Below are 19,403 nucleotides of genomic sequence, written 5' to 3' on the forward strand. Positions count from 1 at the left end.
CCGACGATATTTGCCGAGGACGACGATGGACTGCGTTTTTTGCCGTGAAGACGGCGGCGATGTGCTATGGCAGGACGACGCGTTGCGAGTCGTCCTCGCCGACGAACACGACTACCCGGGCTTTTGCCGGGTCATCTGGAACGCTCACGTAGCCGAGTTTTCGGATCTTTCCGCCGACGACCGCGATCACGTGATGAAGGCCGTCTACGCGGTCGAGCGTGCGCAGCGGCGCGTGATGCAGCCCGCGAAGGTCAATCTCGCGAGCCTCGGCAACCAGGTGCCGCACGTGCACTGGCACGTGATTCCGCGTTTCTCGAACGACGCGCATTTCCCCCTGCCGATCTGGGCGCCGCGCCAGCGCACGGTGTCCGAAGCGATGCTGTCGTCGCGTCGCGCGCACGCCACGTTGTTGCGCGAAGCCGTGCGGCAGGAAATCGAACAGGCGCTGGGCTGAGCATCGCTGAATCCGCCGCCGCGCACCGCCGGGCTCCAGTCGGTGCGCGGGGCGGCCGAGCCGTCGTTATCACCCCGCCGTTATCTGATGAGGCCAACATGAGCGGATTGACTCCCGAGACGCCGGTGCCGACCGGCGTGGTCGTGCATTCTAAGTCGCGCGTGCTCGAACTGCAGTACGCGAACGGCGAAGCGTACCGGCTGCCGTTCGAACTGCTGCGCGTGTATTCGCCGTCGGCGGAAGTGCAGGGCCACGGGCCCGGCCAGGAAACGCTGCAGACGGGCAAGCGCGACGTGACGATCACGATGATCGAAGGCGTCGGCAATTACGCGCTGCAGCCGACTTTCTCCGATGGCCACTCCACCGGTATCTATTCGTGGGACCTGCTGTACGACATGGCCGTACGTCAGGATGAACTCTGGCGCGCGTATCTCGCCAAACTGGCAGCGGCCGGCATCGACCGCGACACGCCGATGGTGCCCGCCGCTGCTGCGCACGGGCACTGTCACTGATACGATTCGCCCCCGAACGCCGCTCGAGCGGCGCAACATTCAAGAACACGCGAAAGGACGAGCGCGATGAGCAAAACCCACTTCGGCTTTCAATCGGTCGACGAACAGGACAAGGCGCAGAAAGTGGCGGGGGTGTTCCACTCGGTGGCCGCCAACTACGACCTGATGAACGACCTGATGTCGGGCGGATTGCACCGGGCGTGGAAGGTGTTCACGATCGCCCAGGCGAACGTGCGGCCGGGCTACAAGGTGCTCGACATCGCGGGCGGCACTGGCGATCTGTCGAAGGCGTTCGCCAAACAGGCGGGCGAGACGGGCGAGGTCTGGCATACCGACATCAATGAATCGATGCTGCGCGTCGGCCGCGACCGGCTGCTCGACAAGGGCATCATTACGCCGACGTTGCTTTGCGATGCCGAGAAAATCCCGTTCCCGGATAACTATTTCGACGTCGTGACGGTCGCGTTCGGCTTGCGCAACATGACGCATAAAGACATCGCGCTCGCCGAGATGCGCCGTGTGCTGAAACCGGCCGGGCGGCTGCTCGTGCTCGAGTTCTCGAAGGTATGGGACCCGCTGAAGAAGGTCTACGATCTGTATTCGTTCAAGGTGTTGCCGTGGCTCGGCGAGCGCTTCGCCAAGGACGCGGAAAGCTACCAGTACCTGGCGGAATCGATCCGCATGCATCCTGACCAGGAAACTTTGAAAACTATGATGGAACAAGCCGGTCTCGACAACGTCAAATATTACAATTTGTCAGCTGGCGTGGTAGCGTTGCATGTGGGGACCAAATACTAGGGTCTCTAACCCATCGATTTTTAAAGGAAAGTGCGAAATGTCCGATTCGAATCTGTTATCTGCTCGTAAGGTTAAGGGGTCGCTGGCGAGAAGAATCGGACTGATCGCGATGGTCGGTCTGCTGACGGCCGGCACCCTTGCCTCTCTCGACGCCGAAGCACGCCGCATGGGCGGAGGCCGTAGCTTCGGCCGTCAATCGAACAGTCTGCAGCAGCAGCGCCAGACGCCGCCGCCGTCCCAGCCCGCGCAGAACAATCAGGCCACGCAGCAGAGCGCGCAACCGGCGGCTCCTGCAACCAGGCCCACGCCGCCCGCCGCGCCGAACCGCAATCGCTGGCTCGGGCCGATCGCCGGTCTTGCGGCCGGTCTCGGCATCGCCGCGTTGCTGTCGCATTTCGGGCTCGGCGAGGCGTTCGCCGGCATGTTCGCCAACGTGATCGTGATTGCGTTGATCGCGATGGTCGTGATCTGGCTCATCCGCCGCTTCACCGGCCGCAAGCGCGATGCGGCGCAACCGGCTTACGCGGGCACGGCGCCGTCGCTGAACACCAAAGGCACCGACTATATTCAGGAGCCGCGTTACACCGCGCCGCCGACCGGCTCGTATCTCGAACCGCAGGGCAACCCGTTGACGACGCCATCGCTCGGCGCGACGCCGTCGGTGCCGGCCGGGTTCGATTCGGAAGCGTTTCTGCGTAACGCGAAGGTGTACTTCGTGCGCCTGCAGGCCGCGTGGGACGTCGGCAATGTCGATGACATCCGCGAATTCACGACGCCGGAAATGTTCGCCGAAGTGCGCGTCGATCTCACCGCGCGCGGCACGCAGCCGAACCAGACCGACGTCGTGCAGTTGAACGCCGAGCTGCTCGGCGTCGAGGAGCGCGCGACCGAATACTTCGCGAGCGTGCGCTTCTCCGGTTTGATCCGCGAGGCGCCGGGCGCGGCAGCCGAGCCGTTCGTCGAAGTCTGGAATCTGACGAAGGCGAACCGCCCTGGCGAAGGATGGCTGCTTGCCGGCATCCAGCAGGTCGAGCAACACTGACATGCCGAAGCATCGAGTCGCGTTTGCCTCGAAAAAGGCCGGCCACGGCACGGCGATTCCTCGCCTCGCGCATCGCTTAGGCCGTTCGGCATAGAAGGCCGCGAAGCGAACGGACGTTACAATGGGAGCCCGCGCAAGCACCTCGCTCGCGCGGGTTTTTTCTTGCCACCTTCGATGACCTTCGCCGCCAAGCCCTTCGCTGCTGCTGTCAATCATCTGCTCGCCCGCGAATCGTGGGCCCGCGAGCGCCTCGCCCCGTACGCGGGCAAGACCGCACGCCTGTCATGTCCGCCGGTTGTGCTTGCACTGCTCGTGCAGCCCGACGGCTATCTCGGCACGCTCGACGAAGCCGATGCGCATCAGTTCGACGTGACCATCTCGGTGCCGTCCGACGCACTGCCGGCCTTCCTGCAAGGTGGCCAGGCAGCAGTGATGAAGCACGTGAAGATCGAGGGCGACGCCGAGTTCGCGACCGTGATCGCGAAGCTCGCCGAGCATCTGCGCTGGGAGCCTGAGGAAGATCTCTCGAAGCTGATCGGTGATGGGCCCGCGTGGCGCATCACGTCGCTCGTGCGTTCGGTCGGCGAGCATGTGCAACGCACCGGCCGCAACCTGCTCGACACGGCAGCCGAGTATCTGCTCGACGAGAATCCGCAGCTGGTGCGCCGTACCGCGCTCGCGGACTTCAACGTCGAACTGGCGCGCGCGCGTGATTCGCTCGCGCGCGTCGAAAAGCGCATCGAGCGTCTAGAACAGAAGGTCGAAGCCCGCGGCGCGCAAGCGTCGGGCGGCGCCGCCACGTCGCGCGGCACGCGCTAGTCAACGGGCCCAGTCATGCGTTTTCTGCGTTTTCTCAAGATATTTTTCACGGTCATCCGCTTCGGCCTCGACGAAATGATGTTGAGCCGCATCAACGATCGGCGCGTGCGTTTGCTGCTGCGTATCACGACGCTCGGCCGCAAGTTCGATGCGCCTCCGGGCGTTCGTCTGCGGCTCGCACTCGAAAGTCTCGGGCCGATCTTCGTCAAGTTCGGCCAGGTGCTGTCGACCCGTCGCGATCTGCTGCCGGTTGATATCGCCAACGAACTCGCGAAGCTGCAGGACCAGGTGCCGCCGTTCGATTCGGCGGTCGCGATCGCACTCGTCGAGAAGTCGCTCGGCGCGCCGGTCGACGTGTTGTTCGACGATTTCGAGCGGGTCCCGGTCGCGAGCGCGTCGATCGCGCAGGTCCACTTCGCGACGGTGAAGGCCGGCCAGCACGCAGGCAAGGCGGTCGCGGTGAAGGTGCTGCGCCCCAACATGCTGCCGGTGATCGATTCCGACCTCGCGCTGTTGCGCGACATCGCCGTGTGGGCCGAGCGTCTGTGGGCCGACGGCAAACGACTGAAGCCGCGCGAAGTGGTCGCCGAATTCGACAAGTATCTGCACGACGAACTCGACCTGATGCGCGAGGCTGCCAACGGTAGCCAGTTGCGGCGCAACTTCCAGGGGCTCGACCTGCTGCTCGTGCCCGAGATGTACTGGGAATTCTGCACGCCCACGGTGCTCGTGATGGAGCGTATGGTCGGTGTGCCGATCAGCCAGGTCGACACATTGCGCGCGGCAGGCGTCGATATCCCGAAGCTCGCGCGCGAGGGCGTCGAGATTTTCTTCACGCAGGTGTTCCGTGACGGCTTTTTCCACGCCGACATGCACCCCGGCAACATCCAGGTGAGCCTCGATCCCGCGCACTTCGGCCGCTATATCGCGCTCGACTTCGGCATCATTGGCGCGCTGTCGGACTTCGATAAAAACTACCTCGCGCAAAACTTCCTCGCGTTCTTCAAGCGCGACTACCATCGCGTCGCGACGCTGCATCTGGAGTCGGGCTGGGTGCCGCCGACCACGCGTGTCGAGGAGCTCGAAAGCGCGATCCGCGCGGTCTGCGAACCGTACTTCGATCGCGCGCTGAAGGACATTTCGCTCGGCCAGGTTCTGATGCGCCTGTTCTCGACGTCGCGGCGCTTTAACGTCGAGATCCAGCCGCAGCTCGTATTGCTGCAAAAGACGATGCTGAACGTGGAAGGACTCGGCCGTTCGCTCGACCCCGAACTGGATCTCTGGAAGACCGCGAAGCCTTACCTCGAGCGCTGGATGAACGAGCAGATCGGCTTGCGCGGCTGGTACGAGCGCTTGAAGATCGAGGCGCCGCAGTGGAGCAAGACGCTGCCGCAGTTGCCGCGTCTCGTCCACAACATGCTGGCCGAGCGCCATCATCCAGTGGGCGGCGCGAACGACGACGTGATCCGCCAGATCCTGCTCGAGCAGAAGCGCACCAACCGTCTGCTGCAAGGCCTGCTGCTGTTCGGCGTGGCGGTCGGCGTCGGCGCGATGCTGGCGCGGGCGTTCCTGGCGCTCGCATACGGCGGTTGAGCGCGGCTGACGGCCCATTGGCCGCGCTGTGTTTCAGCGGCGGTGTCAGCCGCGGCTTGCGGTGACGACAGGGGCAAACCTGAACGAGGCATCCGATGAGCGATCCGACCCAACCCCCCATGCCCGATTTCGCGAACCGCGATCCCAACTCACCCGAGTTCTGGGACGAACGTTTCGAGCGCCGTTTCACGCCGTGGGACCAGGCGGGCGTGCCGTCCGCGTTTCGCGCGTTCGCTGACCGGCACCGCGACGCCGCCGTGCTGATTCCAGGCTGCGGCAGTGCCCACGAAGCGGCATGGCTCGCGCGGCGGGGCAACCCGGTGCGCGCGATCGACTTCTCCGCCGCCGCCGTCGCGGCGGCGCGCGAGCAACTCGGCGCGCAGCACGCATCGCTGGTCGAGCAGGCAGACTTTTTCACCTATGCGCCGCCCTTCACGCCCGCGTGGATCTACGAGCGCGCGTTCTTCTGCGCGCTGCCGCCGACGCGCCGCGCTGACTATGCGCAACGCATGGTCGAACTGCTGCCGTCCGGCGGGTTGCTCGCGGGGTACTTTTTTATCGGCGCGACGCCGAAGGGGCCGCCGTTCGGCATCGAACGCGATGAGCTCGACGTGCTGTTCACGCCACACTTCGAGCTTATCGAAGACGAAGCGGTCGACGACTCGATCGCCGTTTTTGCCGGACACGAGCGCTGGCTCACCTGGCGGCGTCGCGGCTAGCGCCACGCGCCGCTCTTGAGAGGTCCGCGGGACGCCCCCATCTGGCGCAGTGGCGGGCGCGTCACGCGTCCGCTTCCCGAAATCCGGGGAACGGACATCGTTTGCGGCTATAATTCAAGGCTTTGCAAGCGTTTACAAGATTTCAGTAGGGATTTGGAGTAGGAAAGGATCATGCCGATCTACGCTTATCGTTGCGGGTCATGCGGCTTTGGGAAGGACGTGCTCCAGAAGATGAGCGACCCCCAGTTGACGCAGTGCCCCGAGTGCGGAAAAGACACCTTTAGCAAGCAACTCACCGCCGCCGGCTTCCAGTTGAAAGGCTCCGGCTGGTACGTGACCGATTTTCGCGGTGGCAGCGGCGGCGCGAGCGCGCCGGCCGCGTCGGAAGCGAAGTCCGAGCCGTCCGCGGCCGCTGCCCCGGCTGAACAGGCTGCCCCGGCCGCGCCCGCGGCCCCCGCCGCAGCGCCCGCCGCCGCGAGCGCGAGCGGTTCCGGCAGCGCCTAGTGGGACCGCCGCCCCGCGCGGGCGGCGTATCTACCGCGCATGGGCTTCGGCCTGCGCAGCTTTCTGGCGGTACACATGACGACGAAGAAATTCACGCTCAAATCGGTGTTTCTGACCGGCCTGCTGGTGCTGGTGCCTCTGGCTATCACACTGTGGGTGCTCGGTCTGATCATCGGCACGATGGACCAGACGCTGTTGCTGCTGCCCACCTCGTGGCAGCCGGAACGCGCGATCGGCTATCGCTTGCCGGGCCTCGGCGCGGTGCTCACGCTCGCGTTCATCTTCGTCGTCGGGCTGTTGACGCAGAACTTCATTGGGCAGAAGCTCGTGCAGTGGTGGGAGCTGCTGGTCGCGCACATTCCGGTGGTCGGCCCGCTCTACACCAGCGTCAAGCAGGTGTCCGACACGCTGCTGTCGAGCAGCGGCAATGCATTCCGCAAGGCGCTGCTGATCGAGTACCCGCGCCGCGGTTCCTATACGATCGCGTTTCTGACCGGCATCCCGGGCGGCGACGTGGCCAACCATCTGAAGGAAGATTACGTCAGCGTGTACGTGCCGACCACGCCGAACCCGACGTCCGGCTTCTTCCTGATGGTGCCGAAAAGCGAAGTGATCGAGCTCGACATGACGGTCGACGCTGCGCTCAAGTACATCGTCTCGATGGGCGTCGTGGCGCCGTCCGCGCCACCGCCGGCGCCGGTGCGCCGCACCACCGTCGAGCCTCCGCTGTAATGCCGGCGCGCAACGCTTCATGCAGGATCGTCTGCGGCGCGCCGTTCAACCAATGCAAAACGAAAGACAAACATCATGTCGATGAGATCTGAATACTGCGGTCTGGTGACCGAAGAACTGCTGGGCCAATCCGTCTCGCTGTGCGGCTGGGTAAGCCGCCGCCGCGACCATGGCGGCGTCATCTTCATCGACCTGCGCGATCGCGAAGGGCTCGTTCAGGTCGTCTGCGATCCGGATCGCGCGGACATGTTCAAGATTGCCGAAGGCGTGCGCAACGAGTTCTGCGTGCAGGTCAAGGGCGTCGTGCGCGGTCGTCCGGAAGGCACGACCAATGCGTCGCTGAAGAGCGGCAAGATCGAAGTGCTGTGCCACGAGCTGATCGTGCTGAACGCGTCGGTCACACCGCCGTTCCAGCTAGACGACGACAACCTGTCGGAAACCACGCGTCTCACGCATCGCGTGCTCGACCTGCGCCGTCCGCAGATGCAGCACAACCTGCGTCTGCGCTATCGCGTCGCGATCGAAGTGCGCAAGTACCTCGACGAGCAGGGCTTCATCGACATCGAAACGCCGATGCTGACGAAGAGCACGCCGGAAGGCGCGCGCGACTACCTCGTGCCGTCGCGTACGAACCCGGGCCAGTTCTTCGCGCTGCCGCAGTCGCCGCAGCTGTTCAAGCAGTTGCTGATGGTCGCGAACTTCGACCGTTACTACCAGATCACCAAGTGCTTCCGCGACGAAGACCTGCGCGCCGACCGTCAGCCGGAATTCACGCAGATCGACTGCGAAACCTCGTTCCTGTCGGAGCAGGAAATTCGCGATCTGTTCGAGGCGATGATCCGCCACGTGTTCAAGACGACGATCGGCGTTGCGCTCGACGAGAAATTCCCGGTCATGGAGTACGCGGAAGCGATGCGCCGCTTCGGTTCGGACAAGCCGGACCTGCGCGTGAAGCTCGAGTTCACCGAGCTGACCGACGCGATGCGCGACGTCGACTTCAAGGTGTTCAGCACGCCGGCCAACACGAAGGACGGCCGCGTCGCGGCGCTGCGCGTGCCGAAGGGCGGCGAGCTGTCGCGTGGCGACATCGACAGCTACACGGAATTCGTGCGCATCTACGGCGCGAAGGGCCTCGCGTGGATCAAGGTCAACGAAGCGGCGAAGGGCCGTGACGGTCTGCAAAGCCCGATCGTCAAAAACCTGCACGACGAAGCGCTGAAGGCGATCATCGAGCGCACCGGCGCGCAAGACGGCGACATCATTTTCTTCGCGGCGGATCGCGCGAAGGTCGTCAACGACAGCCTCGGCGCACTGCGCCTGAAGATCGGTCATTCGGAGTTCGGCAAGGCCAACGGTCTCGTCGAGTCCGGCTGGAAGCCGCTGTGGGTCGTCGACTTCCCGATGTTCGAATACGACGAGGAAGACAACCGCTACGTCGCCGCGCATCATCCGTTCACGAGCCCGAAGGACGAGCACCTCGACTACCTCGAAACGGACCCGGCGCGCTGCCTCGCGAAGGCCTACGACATGGTGCTGAACGGCTGGGAAATCGGCGGCGGCTCGGTGCGTATCTATCGTGAGGAAGTGCAGAGCAAGGTGTTCCGCGCGCTGAAGATCAACGCGGAAGAAGCGCAGGCCAAGTTCGGCTTCCTGCTCGACGCGCTGCAATACGGCGCGCCGCCGCACGGCGGTATCGCGTTCGGTCTGGACCGCATCGTGACGATGATGGCCGGCGCCGACTCGATCCGCGACGTGATCGCGTTCCCGAAGACGCAACGCGCGCAGGATCTGCTCACGCAGGCTCCGAGCGAAGTCGACGAGCGCCAGCTGCGCGAGCTGCACATCCGTCTGCGTTCGCCGGAACCGAAGGCGTAAAACCGTGGCCGCTTCTCGCGGCCGCAAAAAAGCCACACGAGCGAAACGAAAAGGCGCTGAGGTGTTCTCCACCTCAGTGCCTTTTTCATTTTTTGCGTTACAGTGAAGCCACCGCTTTCCCGACCCTTTCGACCGTCATCCGACATGTACCGCGCGTCTCGTCGCGCCCAGTTTTGAGCCATGCCGAAACCGCCGAAAATTCCGCAGTCCGTCCTCGTCATCATTCATACGCCCGCGCTCGACGTGCTGCTGCTCGAACGCGCCGACCATGCCGCGTTCTGGCAGTCGGTAACGGGTTCGAAAGACCGGCTCGACGAACCGCTCGCCGACACGGCGGTGCGTGAAGTCGGCGAGGAAACCGGCATTATGATCGGCGGCGCGCTGGTGCCGCGCAGCGCGTTGTTCGACTGGCAGTACTCGATCGACTACGAGATCTACCCGGAATTTCGTTACCGCTACGAAGCAGGCGTGCTCTACAACACCGAGCACTGGTTCAGCCTGCAGGTACCCGAGCGTATCGACGTGTCGCTCGCGCCGCGTGAACACACCGCCTATATGTGGCTGCCGTATGAAGAGGCCGCATCGCGCTGCTTTTCGTCGTCGAATGCCGATGCGATCCTGCAGTTGCCGCGCCGCCTCGCCGCGCGCCCGATCGACCCCCAATCCGGCCAGCCGGCCGGGGAGCGTGGCCAGTGAGCGCAGGCGGTTCGGGCCGTCTCGCGCGTCTGCGGCATACGTTGCTCGGCCGTCGTTACTTTCAGCGCTATCGCTTCACCGGCAACAACCAGGTCGAGCTCCTGCGCTCCGGCGACGACTTCTTCGACGCGCTGATCGAGCGCATCGATGCTTCAGAGCACAGCGTCGCGCTCGAAACCTACATCTTCTGCGACGACGAAGCCGGCCACGCGGTCAGCGAGGCGTTGCTGCGCGCGGCCGCGCGCGGCGTCAGGGTGCGCGTCATCACCGACGGCATCGGCACCGCGCGCCTGAAAATGTTCGAGCAATGGCCAGCGGGCGGCATCGAGCATCGCATCTACAACCCGCATCTGTTCGGCCGCTTCGGCTTTTCGCGCACGCACCGCAAACTGGCGGTGATCGACGATCGGATCGCGTATTGCGGCGGCATCAATATCGTCGATGACTTCGAGAACAACGGCGAGAAGCTGCCCTACCACCGCTGGGACTTCGCGGTCGAACTGCGCGGGCCGGTGGTCGCTGACGTGCGCGACGCGATCGAGGTGCAGTGGCGGCGGATTCGCCTCGGCCATCGGCCGCTCGATTCGTTCAGGCCAGACGTGTCGTCGCAGGACGCCAACTCGCTCGGCAGTCTGCGCCGGCGCCGGCGGCGCCGCAACGAGGAGCTGTGGGCCGGCGGCGAGCCGTGCGTCGCGTTCGTCGCGCGCGATAACCTGATCAACCGCCGCGCGATCGAAAAGGCCTATCTGGCCGCGATCGGCCAGGCACGCCATGAAATTCTGCTGGCGAATCCGTACTTCATGCCGGGGCGCAAGCTGCGCCGCGCGCTGGTGTTCGCGGCGCGGCGCGGCGTGGTCGTGAAGCTGATCATCGGGCGCAAGGAGTTCAAGGCGCTCGATTACGCGGTGCCGTTCCTGTACCACGCACTGCTGCGCGCGGGCGTGCAGATCGCCGAATACGAGAAGACGCTGCTGCACGGCAAGGTCGCGGTGGTCGATTCGAACTGGGGCACGGTCGGTTCGTCGAATCTCGATGCGCTCAGCCTGATGCTCAACAACGAAGCGAACGTCGTGCTCGTCAACGATCCGTCGATCGCGAAACTTCGCGATGCGATTCTCGATGCGTTCACGGACGCGCGCCGGATCGATGAAGCGCACTACGATTCGCGACCGGCGCGCTTGCGCGCGCTGAGCTGGCTCGCGTACACGAGCTACCGGGTCGCGATGAAACTGCTGACGGTGGGCGGCTACGATTGACACCAATAGAACACGCGCGCGCTCCTCGGCAACCGTCAATACAAGGCAAACGCCTCTAAAAATCTGATTGATCTGATGGTCGAAAGCCGCAAAATTAGAGGCCGGTTAGAAACCGGTTTCTAATAAAGTCCTTGTTTCGGGGACGGCAAGCACTCAATAATAGTACGGCCGTTCGATTTTTAATTCGGTCACATTAGAACGGTAGAACAGCTATGCGAAAAGGCGAACAAACCCGAGCCGCGATTCTCGACGCAGCACTCGATCTGGCAAGCCGAGACGGACTGGAAGGTCTGACGATTGGCCTGCTCGCCGAGCGCATGCAGATGAGCAAGAGCGGCGTGTTCGCGCATTTCGGGTCGCGCGAGGATCTGCAGGTCGAGGTCGTGCGCGAATATCACCGCCGTTTCGAAGACGAGGTGTTTTTCCCGAGCCTGCGCGAGCCGCGTGGTCTGCCACGCCTGCGCGCGATGATTTCCCGCTGGTACGAGAAGCGCATTCAGGAAGTCACGACCGGATGCATCTACATCAGCGGCGCCGTCGAATACGACGATCGCGCGGACAGCCAGGTGCGCGAGCAACTGGTGGCGAGCGTGACGACGTGGCGTGCGGCGCTCACGCGCGCGATTTCGCAAGCGATGGAAGAAGGGCATCTGCGCGCCGATACCGACCCGCAGCTGATGCTGTTCGAACTGTATAGCGTCACGCTCGGCCTGCATCACGACGCGCGCTTCCTGCATTTGCCGGATGCGGTGCGCCTCACGTGGGCCGCGCTGGAAAAACTGATTAATTCGTATCAGAGCGAAAGCCGTTAGCGGCGTCGCCGGAACTTACCGGAAACGCGCGGCGCACAAGGTCCCTACACGGACCCGGCCAACGGCCTGGCTTTTTGTCAATCCAGGGAGAGGAAGTCATGGGACAGTACGCCGCGCCGCTGCGCGACATGCAATTCGTGTTGCACGAACTGCTCAACGTCGAAGCCGAACTTCGGCACATGCCGAAGCACGCCGATCTCGATGCCGACACGATCAACGCGGTGCTCGAGGAAGCCGGCAAGTTCTGCTCCGAAGTGCTGTTCCCGCTCAACCACAGCGGCGATCAGGAAGGCTGCACGTATGCCGGCGACGGCGTCGTGACCACGCCGAAGGGCTTCAAGGAAGCCTATCAGCAATACGTCGAAGCCGGCTGGCCGGCGCTTGGCTGCGACCCGGAATACGGCGGTCAGGGGTTGCCCGCGTTCGTCAACAACGCGCTCTATGAAATGCTGAACTCGGCGAATCAGGCGTGGACGATGTATCCGGGCCTGTCGCACGGCGCGTACGAATGCCTGCACGCGCATGGCACGCCGGAACTGCAGCAGCGCTATCTGCCGAAGCTCGTCGCAGGCGTCTGGACCGGCACGATGTGTCTGACCGAGCCGCATTGCGGCACCGACCTCGGCATTCTGCGCACCAAGGCCGAGCCGAATGGCGACGGCTCGTACTCGATCAGCGGCACGAAGATCTTCATCTCGAGCGGTGAACACGATCTGGCGGAGAACATCGTTCACCTCGTGCTCGCGCGTCTGCCGGACGCGCCGAAGGGCACCAAGGGCATTTCGCTGTTCATCGTGCCGAAGTTCATCCCGAACGAAGCGGGCGAGCCCGGCGAGCGCAATGGCGTCAAGTGCGGCTCGATCGAGCACAAGATGGGCATTCACGGCAACGCGACCTGCGTGATCAATCTCGACAACGCGAAGGGCTGGATGGTCGGCGAGCCGAACAAAGGCCTGAATGCGATGTTCGTGATGATGAATGCCGCGCGTCTCGGCGTCGGCATGCAGAGCCTCGGTCTCACCGAAGTCGCCTATCAGAACTCGCTCACGTATGCGAAAGAGCGTTTGCAAATGCGGTCGCTGACCGGTCCGAAGGCGCCGGAGAAGGCCGCCGATCCGATCATCGTGCATCCGGACGTGCGTCGCATGCTGCTCACCCAAAAGGCCTACGCCGAAGCCGGCCGCGCGTTCTCGTACTGGTCGGCGCTGCAGATCGACAAGGAGCTGTCGCACGCCGACGAAGCCGAGCGCAAGGAAGCCGCCGACCTCGTCGCATTGCTCACGCCGATCCTGAAGGCGTTCTTGTCGGACAACGCGTTCGAAGGCACCAATCACGCGATGCAGATCTACGGCGGCCACGGCTTCATCGCCGAATGGGGCATGGAGCAGTACGTGCGCGACGCGCGCATCAACATGATCTACGAAGGCACCAACGGCATCCAGTCGCTCGATCTGCTAGGCCGCAAGGTACTCGGCGACATGGGCGCGAAGCTGAAGAAGTTCGGCAAGCTCGTCGCCGAGTTCGTCGAAGCCGAAGGCATCAAGCCGGAAATGCAGGAGTTCGTGAACCCGCTCGCCGACATCGGTGAAAAGGTGCAGAAGCTGACGATGGAAATCGGCATGAAGGCGATGCAGAACCCGGACGAAGTCGGCGCCGCGGCCGTGCCGTATCTGCGCACGGTCGGCCATCTGGTGTTCTCGTACTTCTGGGCGCGCATGGCACGTATCGCGCTGGACAAAGAGGCATCGGGCGATCCGTTCTACAAGGCGAAGCTCGCGACCGCGCGGTTCTACTTCGCGAAGCTCCTGCCCGAAACGGCGATGACGATCCGCCAGGCGCGGGCCGGTTCGAAGCCGATGATGGACGTCGAAGAAGCGTTGTTCTAACGCTCACAGATAGAGCGAGGCGCCCGCGCGCAGCGAACCCGCGCTGCCTCGCTCCAGACCACACACCTCGCGCGAAGCATGGCTGACGCTTCGCGCCACCGCACAACTCTCCGGAGAAACGACGTGAGCAATCTGATCATTCGCAAGGTAGCCGTGCTCGGCGCCGGCGTGATGGGCGCGCAGATCGCCGCGCACCTGATCAACGCCAAGGTGCCCGTGCTGCTGTTCGATCTGCCCGCCAAGGAAGGCCCGAAAAACGGCATCGCGCTGAAGGCGATCGAGAATCTGAAGAAGCTGTCGCCGGCGCCGTTCGGCGTGAAGGACGACGCGCAATACATCCAGCCCGCGAACTACGACGACGACATCGAAAAGCTCGCCGAGTGCGACATCGTGATCGAAGCGATCGCCGAACGCATGGACTGGAAGCACGACCTGTACAAGAAGGTCGCGCCGCACATCGGTCCGAACGCGATCTTCGCGACCAATACGTCGGGGCTGTCGATCACCGCATTGTCCGAAGGTTTCTCGGACGAACTGAAGGCGCGCTTCTGCGGGGTGCACTTCTTCAATCCGCCGCGCTACATGCATCTGGTCGAACTGATCCCGACCGCGACGACGCGTCCGGAAATTCTCGATCAGCTCGAAACCTTCCTGACCAGCGTAGTCGGCAAAGGTGTCGTGCGCGCGAAGGACACGCCGAACTTCATCGCGAATCGCGTCGGCGTTTTCTCGATCCTCGCGGTTATCGCCGAAGCCGAGAAGTTCGGCCTGCGTTTCGACGAGGTGGACGACTTGACCGGCGCGCGCCTCGGCCGCGCGAAGTCGGCGACGTTCCGCACCGCCGACGTGGTCGGTCTCGACACGATGGCGCATGTGATCAAGACGATGCAGGACACACTGCCGGACGATCCGTTCTTGCCGGTCTACGAAACGCCGGCCGTGCTAGCTGAACTGGTGAAGAAAGGCGCGCTCGGCCAGAAGAGCGGTGCCGGCTTCTACCGCAAGGAAGGCAAGGCGATCAAGGTGCTCGATCCGAAGACCGGCAACTACGTCGACGGCGGCGGCAAGGCGGACGATATCGTCGGCCGCATCCTGAAGCGTCCGGCTGCCGAACGCCTGAAGCTGTTGCGCGAAACGCAGCATCCGCAGGCGCAGTTCCTGTGGTCGATCTTCCGCGACGTCTATCACTACATCGCCGTGCATCTGGAGTCGATCGCCGACAACGCGCGCGACGTCGATCTCGCGATCCGCTGGGGCTTCGGCTGGAACGAAGGCCCGTTCGAAGGCTGGCAGACGGCCGGCTGGAAGCAGGTCGCCGAGTGGGTGCAGCAAGACATCGCGGCGGGCAAGGCGCTCGCCGACGTGCCGCTGCCGTCGTGGGTGCTCGAAGGCGCGGTCGCCGACAAGGGCGGCGTGCACACGGCCGAAGGTTCCTGGTCGCCGGCCACGCAGAGCTTCGTGCCGCGCTCGTCGCTCGACGTGTACAGGAAGCAGGTGTTCCGCGCGCCGCTCGTCGGCGAAACCGGCGCCGATCCGAAGACCTACGGCAAGACGCTGTTCGAGACCGATGCGGTGCGCGCATGGGTCGACGATCGCGCGGGCGAGGACGACGTGCTGATCGTGTCGTTCAAGAGCAAGATGAACACGATCGGACCGGCGGTGATCGAGGGTCTGACGCAGGCGATCGAACTGGCCGAGAAGGACTACAAGGGCCTCGTCGTGTGGCAGCCCACGTCGCTGAAGCTCGGCACGCCGGGCGGTCCGTTCTCGGCGGGTGCGAACCTCGAAGAAGCGATGCCCGCGTTCATGATGGGCGGCGCGAAGGGCATCGAGCCGTTCGTGAAGAGTTTCCAGCAGGGCATGCTGCGCGTGAAGTACGCGAACGTGCCGGTGGTTGCGGCGATCTCGGGCATCGCGCTCGGCGGTGGCTGCGAGCTCGCGCTGCATAGCGCGAAGCGCGTCGCGCACTTCGAGAGCTATCTGGGTCTCGTCGAAGTCGGCGTAGGTCTGGTGCCGGCGGGCGGCGGCCTGAAGGAAGCGGCGCTGCGCGCGGCAGAAGCGGCAAGCCAGGTCGGCGCGACCAACGATCTGCTGAAGTTCCTGCAGAAGTCGTTCGAGAACGCGGCGATGGCCAAGGTGTCGTCCTCCGCGCTCGATGCTCGCGCGATGGGCTACCTGAAGCCGTCCGACACGATCGTCTTCAACGTGTTCGAACTGCTCGACGTCGCGAAGAAGGAAGCGCGCGCGCTTGCTGCTGCGGGCTATCGTGCGCCGCTGCGCGCGACGCAGGTGCCGGTCGCGGGCCGCTCGGCGATCTCGACGATCAAGGCGTCGCTCGTCAACATGCGCGACGGCCGCTTCATCAGCGATCACGATTTCCTGATCGCGAGCCGCATCGCGGAAGCGGTGTGCGGCGACGACGTCGAAGCGGGCAGCCTCGTCGACGAAGAATGGCTGCTGCAACTCGAGCGTCGCGCGTTCGTCGAGCTGCTCGGCACGCAGAAGACGCAGGAACGGATCATGGGCATGCTGCAGACCGGCAAGCCGGTGCGCAACTAAGCGGTTTGCCGACAAAGGAGATTCACAAATGGCAAAGCAATTGCAAGACGCATATATCGTCGCCGCGAGCCGCACGCCGATCGGCAAGGCGCCGCGCGGCATGTTCAGGAACACGCGCCCGGATGAACTGCTGGTACACGCGATCAAGTCGGCCGTCGCCCAGGTGCCCGGCCTCGATACCGGCGTGATCGAAGACGCGATCGTCGGCTGCGCGATTCCGGAAGCGGAGCAGGGCCTGAACGTCGCGCGGATCGGCGCGCTGCTCGCCGGTCTGCCGAACACGGTCGGCGGTGTCACGGTGAACCGCTTCTGCGCGTCGGGACTGACCGCGCTCGCAATGGCCGCCGACCGCATCCGGGTCGGCGAGGCGGACGCAATGATCGCGGGCGGCTGCGAATCGATGAGCATGGTGCCGATGATGGGCAACAAGCCGTCGCTGTCGCCGCATATCTTCGATCGCAACGAAGACGTTGGCATCGCATACGGCATGGGCCTGACCGCGGAGAAAGTCGCCGAGCGCTGGAAGATCAGCCGCGAAGCGCAGGACGCGTTCTCGGTCGAATCGCACCGCCGCGCGATCGCCGCGCAGCAAGCCGGCGAATTCAACGACGAAATCGCCGCGTACACGATCACCGACCGCGTGCCCGATCTCGCGACCGGCGAGATCAACGTGAAAACGCGCGAGGTGAAGCTCGACGAAGGCCCGCGCGCGGACACGTCGATGGAAGGCCTGGCGAAGCTGCGCGCGGTGTTCGCGAACAAGGGCTCGGTCACGGCGGGCAACAGTTCGCAGACCTCGGACGGCGCGGGCGCGTTGATCGTCGTGTCGGAAAAGATCCTCAAGCAGTTCAACCTGACGCCGCTCGCGCGTTTCGTCAGCTTCGCGGTGCGCGGCGTGCCGCCGGAAATCATGGGCATCGGCCCGAAGGAAGCGATTCCGGCCGCGCTGAAGGCTGCGGGGCTGAAGCAGGACGACCTCGACTGGATCGAGCTGAACGAGGCGTTTGCCGCGCAGTCGCTCGCGGTGATCCAGGACCTCGGCCTCGATGCATCGAAGATCAACCCGCTCGGCGGCGCGATCGCACTGGGCCATCCGCTCGGCGCGACGGGTGCGATTCGTGCGGCGACCGTGGTGCACGGCCTGCGCCGCCGCAACTACAAGTACGGCATGGTGACGATGTGCGTCGGTACCGGCATGGGCGCGGCGGGCATCATCGAGCGTCTGTGAGCCGCTGATCTCACCGGGGATCCTTCGGTGATCCAGTGAGGACCGCGCAACGGTTCGCAGGCCGCCCGGCTTGCGAACCGTTTTTACATTCAGCAGGAGCACAAGGAGATGAGCGGGATGACGACGGATATTCTGGTCGAGCGCGCCGATGCGGTGCTGACCATCAGCTTCAATCGGCCCGGCAGGAAAAACGCGATCACGGCCGCGATGTATCAGACGATGGCCGACATGCTCGTAGAAGCGCAGGGCGACGCGTCGGTGCGCGCGATCCTGATTCGCGGCAGCGCGGGCATTTTCAGCGCGGGCAACGATCTCGAAGACTTCATGAAGACGCCGCAGGTCGGCGGCAACCCCCCGGTGATCCAGTTCCTGCGCGCGATCAGCGCGGCGGAGAAGCCGCTCGTGGCGGCGGTGGCGGGGCCGGCGGTGGGCGTCGGCACGACGCTGCTGCTGCATTGCGATCTGGTCTACGCGGCCGACACCGCGAGCTTTTCGCTGCCGTTCACGCAACTCGGGCTGTGCCCGGAGGCTGCGTCGAGCTTGCTGCTGCCGCGCGTAGCCGGCTATCAGGCGGCGGCGGAAAAACTGCTGCTCGGCGAGGCGTTCGACGCGGCGGAAGCGCTCCGGATGGGCTTGGTGAATCGCGTGCTGCCGGCGGGCGAGGTCGACGCGTTCGCGGCGTCGCAGGCTGCGAAGCTGGCGGCGCTGCCGGCGTCGTCGCTGCGCGTGACGAAGAGCCTGATGAAACGCGCGAGCCAACAGGAAGTGCAGACGCAGATGACCGAGGAATTCGTGCACTTCGGCAAGATGCTGCTCGCGCCCGAGGCGCGCGAGGCTTTCAAGGCGTTCTTCGAGAAGCGCAAGCCGGATTTCCGGCAGTTCGACTGAGGGGCGTACGGCGCAGCCGTGCTTCGGGGCGGGTTAGCCGTGAGTCGCCGCTGCGCCGCTTCGATCGCTCAAACCAGCGGCTGCCACGTGTCGTAATCGACGTAGCTGCCTTCGCGGCAGAAGCTCACGAGCCGCACACCCGCCTCGCGCGCAATCGCAATCGCGAGCGACGACGGCGCCGAGATCGTCGCGACCATCGGCACGTCGACGCGCGCAGCCTTGCGCACCAGTTCGTAGCTCGCGCGGCTCGACAGAAACACGAAACCGTCGCGCGTATCGGCGCGCTCGAGCACGAGTTGGCCGATCAGCTTGTCGAGCGCGTTGTGGCGGCCGACATCCTCGAACGCATAGCGGATCGCGCCTTGCGCATCACACCACGCGGCCGCGTGCAGGCCGCCCGTCAAACGCGTGAGCGCCTGGTGCTCGGGCAGCGCGCGCGCGGCGCGCGCGATCGCATCGGGCGCGAGCCGCTGCAAAAAGCCGGTGTCGGGTACACGCTGCGGTTTCAGATCGAGCAGATCGATGCTTTCGATGCCGCATACGCCGCAGCCGGTGCGCCCGGCGAGCGCGCGGCGCTTTTCCTTCAAACCGGCGAACGCCTGCTGCACGACCTGCAATTGCACCTCGGCATGCGGCAGTTCGCCGTGCCCGTGCAGTTCGACCTCAATGTCCTGAATATCGCTGCCGCGCTCGACGATCCCCTCGGAAATCGCGAAGCCGACCGCGAACGCTTCGAGATCGCGCGGTGTGCACATCATCACCGCGTGCGAGATGCCGTTGAACACCAGCGCGACCGGCCACTCCTGGCCGACGTGATCGGTCGCGGTTTCGATCGCCGTGCCCCGATGGCGGCGCACCTCGAGTTGCACCGCGCCGGGTTGTTCGTCGCTGTCGAGGTCGTGGGGCTGGCCGTTTGCCGCCTCGGTCGCACGTCCGTTTTCCTGTCCGTTCAAGCTGCTTCACTCCTGTAGCATGCCGCGCATTCAAGTGCCCGCCCGGCTCGCCGTATGCTTCGCGGCCGCCGCCGCGC

General features: G+C 64.6%; 18 protein-coding genes. 17 read left to right on the forward strand and 1 reads right to left on the reverse strand.

Annotation, left to right across the window (positions count from 1 at the left end):
• The first annotated feature begins 25 nt into the window (after positions 1–25).
• The 17 genes from AB3X96_RS02990 (at position 26) to AB3X96_RS03070 (ending at position 18,373) form a co-directional block, all read left to right on the forward strand.
• Positions 26–454, forward strand: coding sequence for an HIT family protein (locus tag AB3X96_RS02990; RefSeq protein WP_176109577.1), 429 nt, complete (start codon positions 26–28; stop codon positions 452–454).
• 98 nt (positions 455–552) lie between these two features.
• Positions 553–966, forward strand: coding sequence for a gamma-butyrobetaine hydroxylase-like domain-containing protein (locus tag AB3X96_RS02995; RefSeq protein ID WP_013088372.1), 414 nt, complete (start codon positions 553–555; stop codon positions 964–966).
• A gap of 66 nt (positions 967–1,032) precedes the next feature.
• Positions 1,033–1,764, forward strand: a complete 732-nt coding sequence (gene ubiE / locus AB3X96_RS03000) for a bifunctional demethylmenaquinone methyltransferase/2-methoxy-6-polyprenyl-1,4-benzoquinol methylase UbiE (protein WP_176109576.1) — start codon at positions 1,033–1,035, stop codon at positions 1,762–1,764.
• A 37-nt stretch (positions 1,765–1,801) separates the two neighbouring features.
• The gene (locus AB3X96_RS03005) at positions 1,802–2,806 is read left to right on the forward strand and encodes a TIM44-like domain-containing protein (protein ID WP_368588519.1); all 1,005 of its coding nucleotides are present in this window, start codon (positions 1,802–1,804) and stop codon (positions 2,804–2,806) included.
• A gap of 174 nt (positions 2,807–2,980) precedes the next feature.
• A complete protein-coding gene (locus AB3X96_RS03010) occupies positions 2,981–3,625 on the forward strand; it encodes an SCP2 domain-containing protein (protein ID WP_368588520.1) in 645 nt (214 codons plus the stop codon).
• Between the two features lie 15 nt (positions 3,626–3,640).
• Positions 3,641–5,218: a ubiquinone biosynthesis regulatory protein kinase UbiB gene (ubiB, locus tag AB3X96_RS03015; RefSeq protein WP_176109573.1), complete on the forward strand. Its 1,578-nt coding sequence runs from the start codon at positions 3,641–3,643 to the stop codon at positions 5,216–5,218.
• 95 nt (positions 5,219–5,313) lie between these two features.
• Positions 5,314–5,937, forward strand: a complete 624-nt coding sequence (locus tag AB3X96_RS03020) for a methyltransferase domain-containing protein (protein WP_368588521.1) — start codon at positions 5,314–5,316, stop codon at positions 5,935–5,937.
• Between the two features lie 171 nt (positions 5,938–6,108).
• Complete coding sequence (locus AB3X96_RS03025) at positions 6,109–6,441, forward strand: FmdB family zinc ribbon protein (RefSeq protein ID WP_368588522.1); 333 nt, start codon at positions 6,109–6,111, stop codon at positions 6,439–6,441.
• Positions 6,442–6,516: 75 nt separating this feature from the next.
• A complete protein-coding gene (locus tag AB3X96_RS03030) occupies positions 6,517–7,173 on the forward strand; it encodes a DUF502 domain-containing protein (protein WP_176122430.1) in 657 nt (218 codons plus the stop codon).
• 75 nt (positions 7,174–7,248) lie between these two features.
• Positions 7,249–9,048, forward strand: coding sequence for an aspartate--tRNA ligase (gene aspS / locus AB3X96_RS03035; RefSeq protein ID WP_368588523.1), 1,800 nt, complete (start codon positions 7,249–7,251; stop codon positions 9,046–9,048).
• A 180-nt stretch (positions 9,049–9,228) separates the two neighbouring features.
• A complete protein-coding gene (gene nudB, locus AB3X96_RS03040) occupies positions 9,229–9,744 on the forward strand; it encodes a dihydroneopterin triphosphate diphosphatase (RefSeq protein ID WP_368588524.1) in 516 nt (171 codons plus the stop codon).
• Positions 9,741–11,000 carry a cardiolipin synthase ClsB gene (gene clsB, locus AB3X96_RS03045; RefSeq protein WP_368588525.1) on the forward strand — a complete coding sequence of 420 codons (1,260 nt, stop codon included), beginning with the start codon at positions 9,741–9,743 and terminating at the stop codon, positions 10,998–11,000. Before nudB ends, clsB begins: the two co-directional genes overlap by 4 nt.
• 212 nt (positions 11,001–11,212) lie before the next feature.
• Positions 11,213–11,812 (forward strand): TetR/AcrR family transcriptional regulator, encoded by a 600-nt coding sequence (locus AB3X96_RS03050; protein ID WP_368588526.1) that lies wholly within the window; start codon positions 11,213–11,215, stop codon positions 11,810–11,812.
• Between the two features lie 98 nt (positions 11,813–11,910).
• Positions 11,911–13,698 (forward strand): acyl-CoA dehydrogenase C-terminal domain-containing protein, encoded by a 1,788-nt coding sequence (locus tag AB3X96_RS03055; RefSeq protein WP_368588527.1) that lies wholly within the window; start codon positions 11,911–11,913, stop codon positions 13,696–13,698.
• A 123-nt stretch (positions 13,699–13,821) separates the two neighbouring features.
• Positions 13,822–16,257 (forward strand): 3-hydroxyacyl-CoA dehydrogenase/enoyl-CoA hydratase family protein, encoded by a 2,436-nt coding sequence (locus AB3X96_RS03060; RefSeq protein WP_368588528.1) that lies wholly within the window; start codon positions 13,822–13,824, stop codon positions 16,255–16,257.
• A gap of 28 nt (positions 16,258–16,285) precedes the next feature.
• The gene (locus AB3X96_RS03065; RefSeq protein ID WP_368588529.1) at positions 16,286–17,485 is read left to right on the forward strand and encodes an acetyl-CoA C-acyltransferase; all 1,200 of its coding nucleotides are present in this window, start codon (positions 16,286–16,288) and stop codon (positions 17,483–17,485) included.
• 117 nt (positions 17,486–17,602) lie between these two features.
• Entirely contained in the window at positions 17,603–18,373 is a 771-nt protein-coding gene (locus tag AB3X96_RS03070) for an enoyl-CoA hydratase (protein ID WP_368588530.1), read from the forward strand.
• Positions 18,374–18,441: 68 nt separating this feature from the next.
• On the opposite strand, the gene fdhD is transcribed toward AB3X96_RS03070, so the two are convergent.
• Entirely contained in the window at positions 18,442–19,326 is an 885-nt protein-coding gene (gene fdhD / locus AB3X96_RS03075) for a formate dehydrogenase accessory sulfurtransferase FdhD (RefSeq protein WP_368588531.1), read from the reverse strand.
• Between the last annotated feature and the right edge of the window lie 77 nt (positions 19,327–19,403).

The organism is Paraburkholderia sp. BR13439, from assembly GCF_040948805.1.
Classification (GTDB): domain Bacteria; phylum Pseudomonadota; class Gammaproteobacteria; order Burkholderiales; family Burkholderiaceae; genus Paraburkholderia; species Paraburkholderia youngii.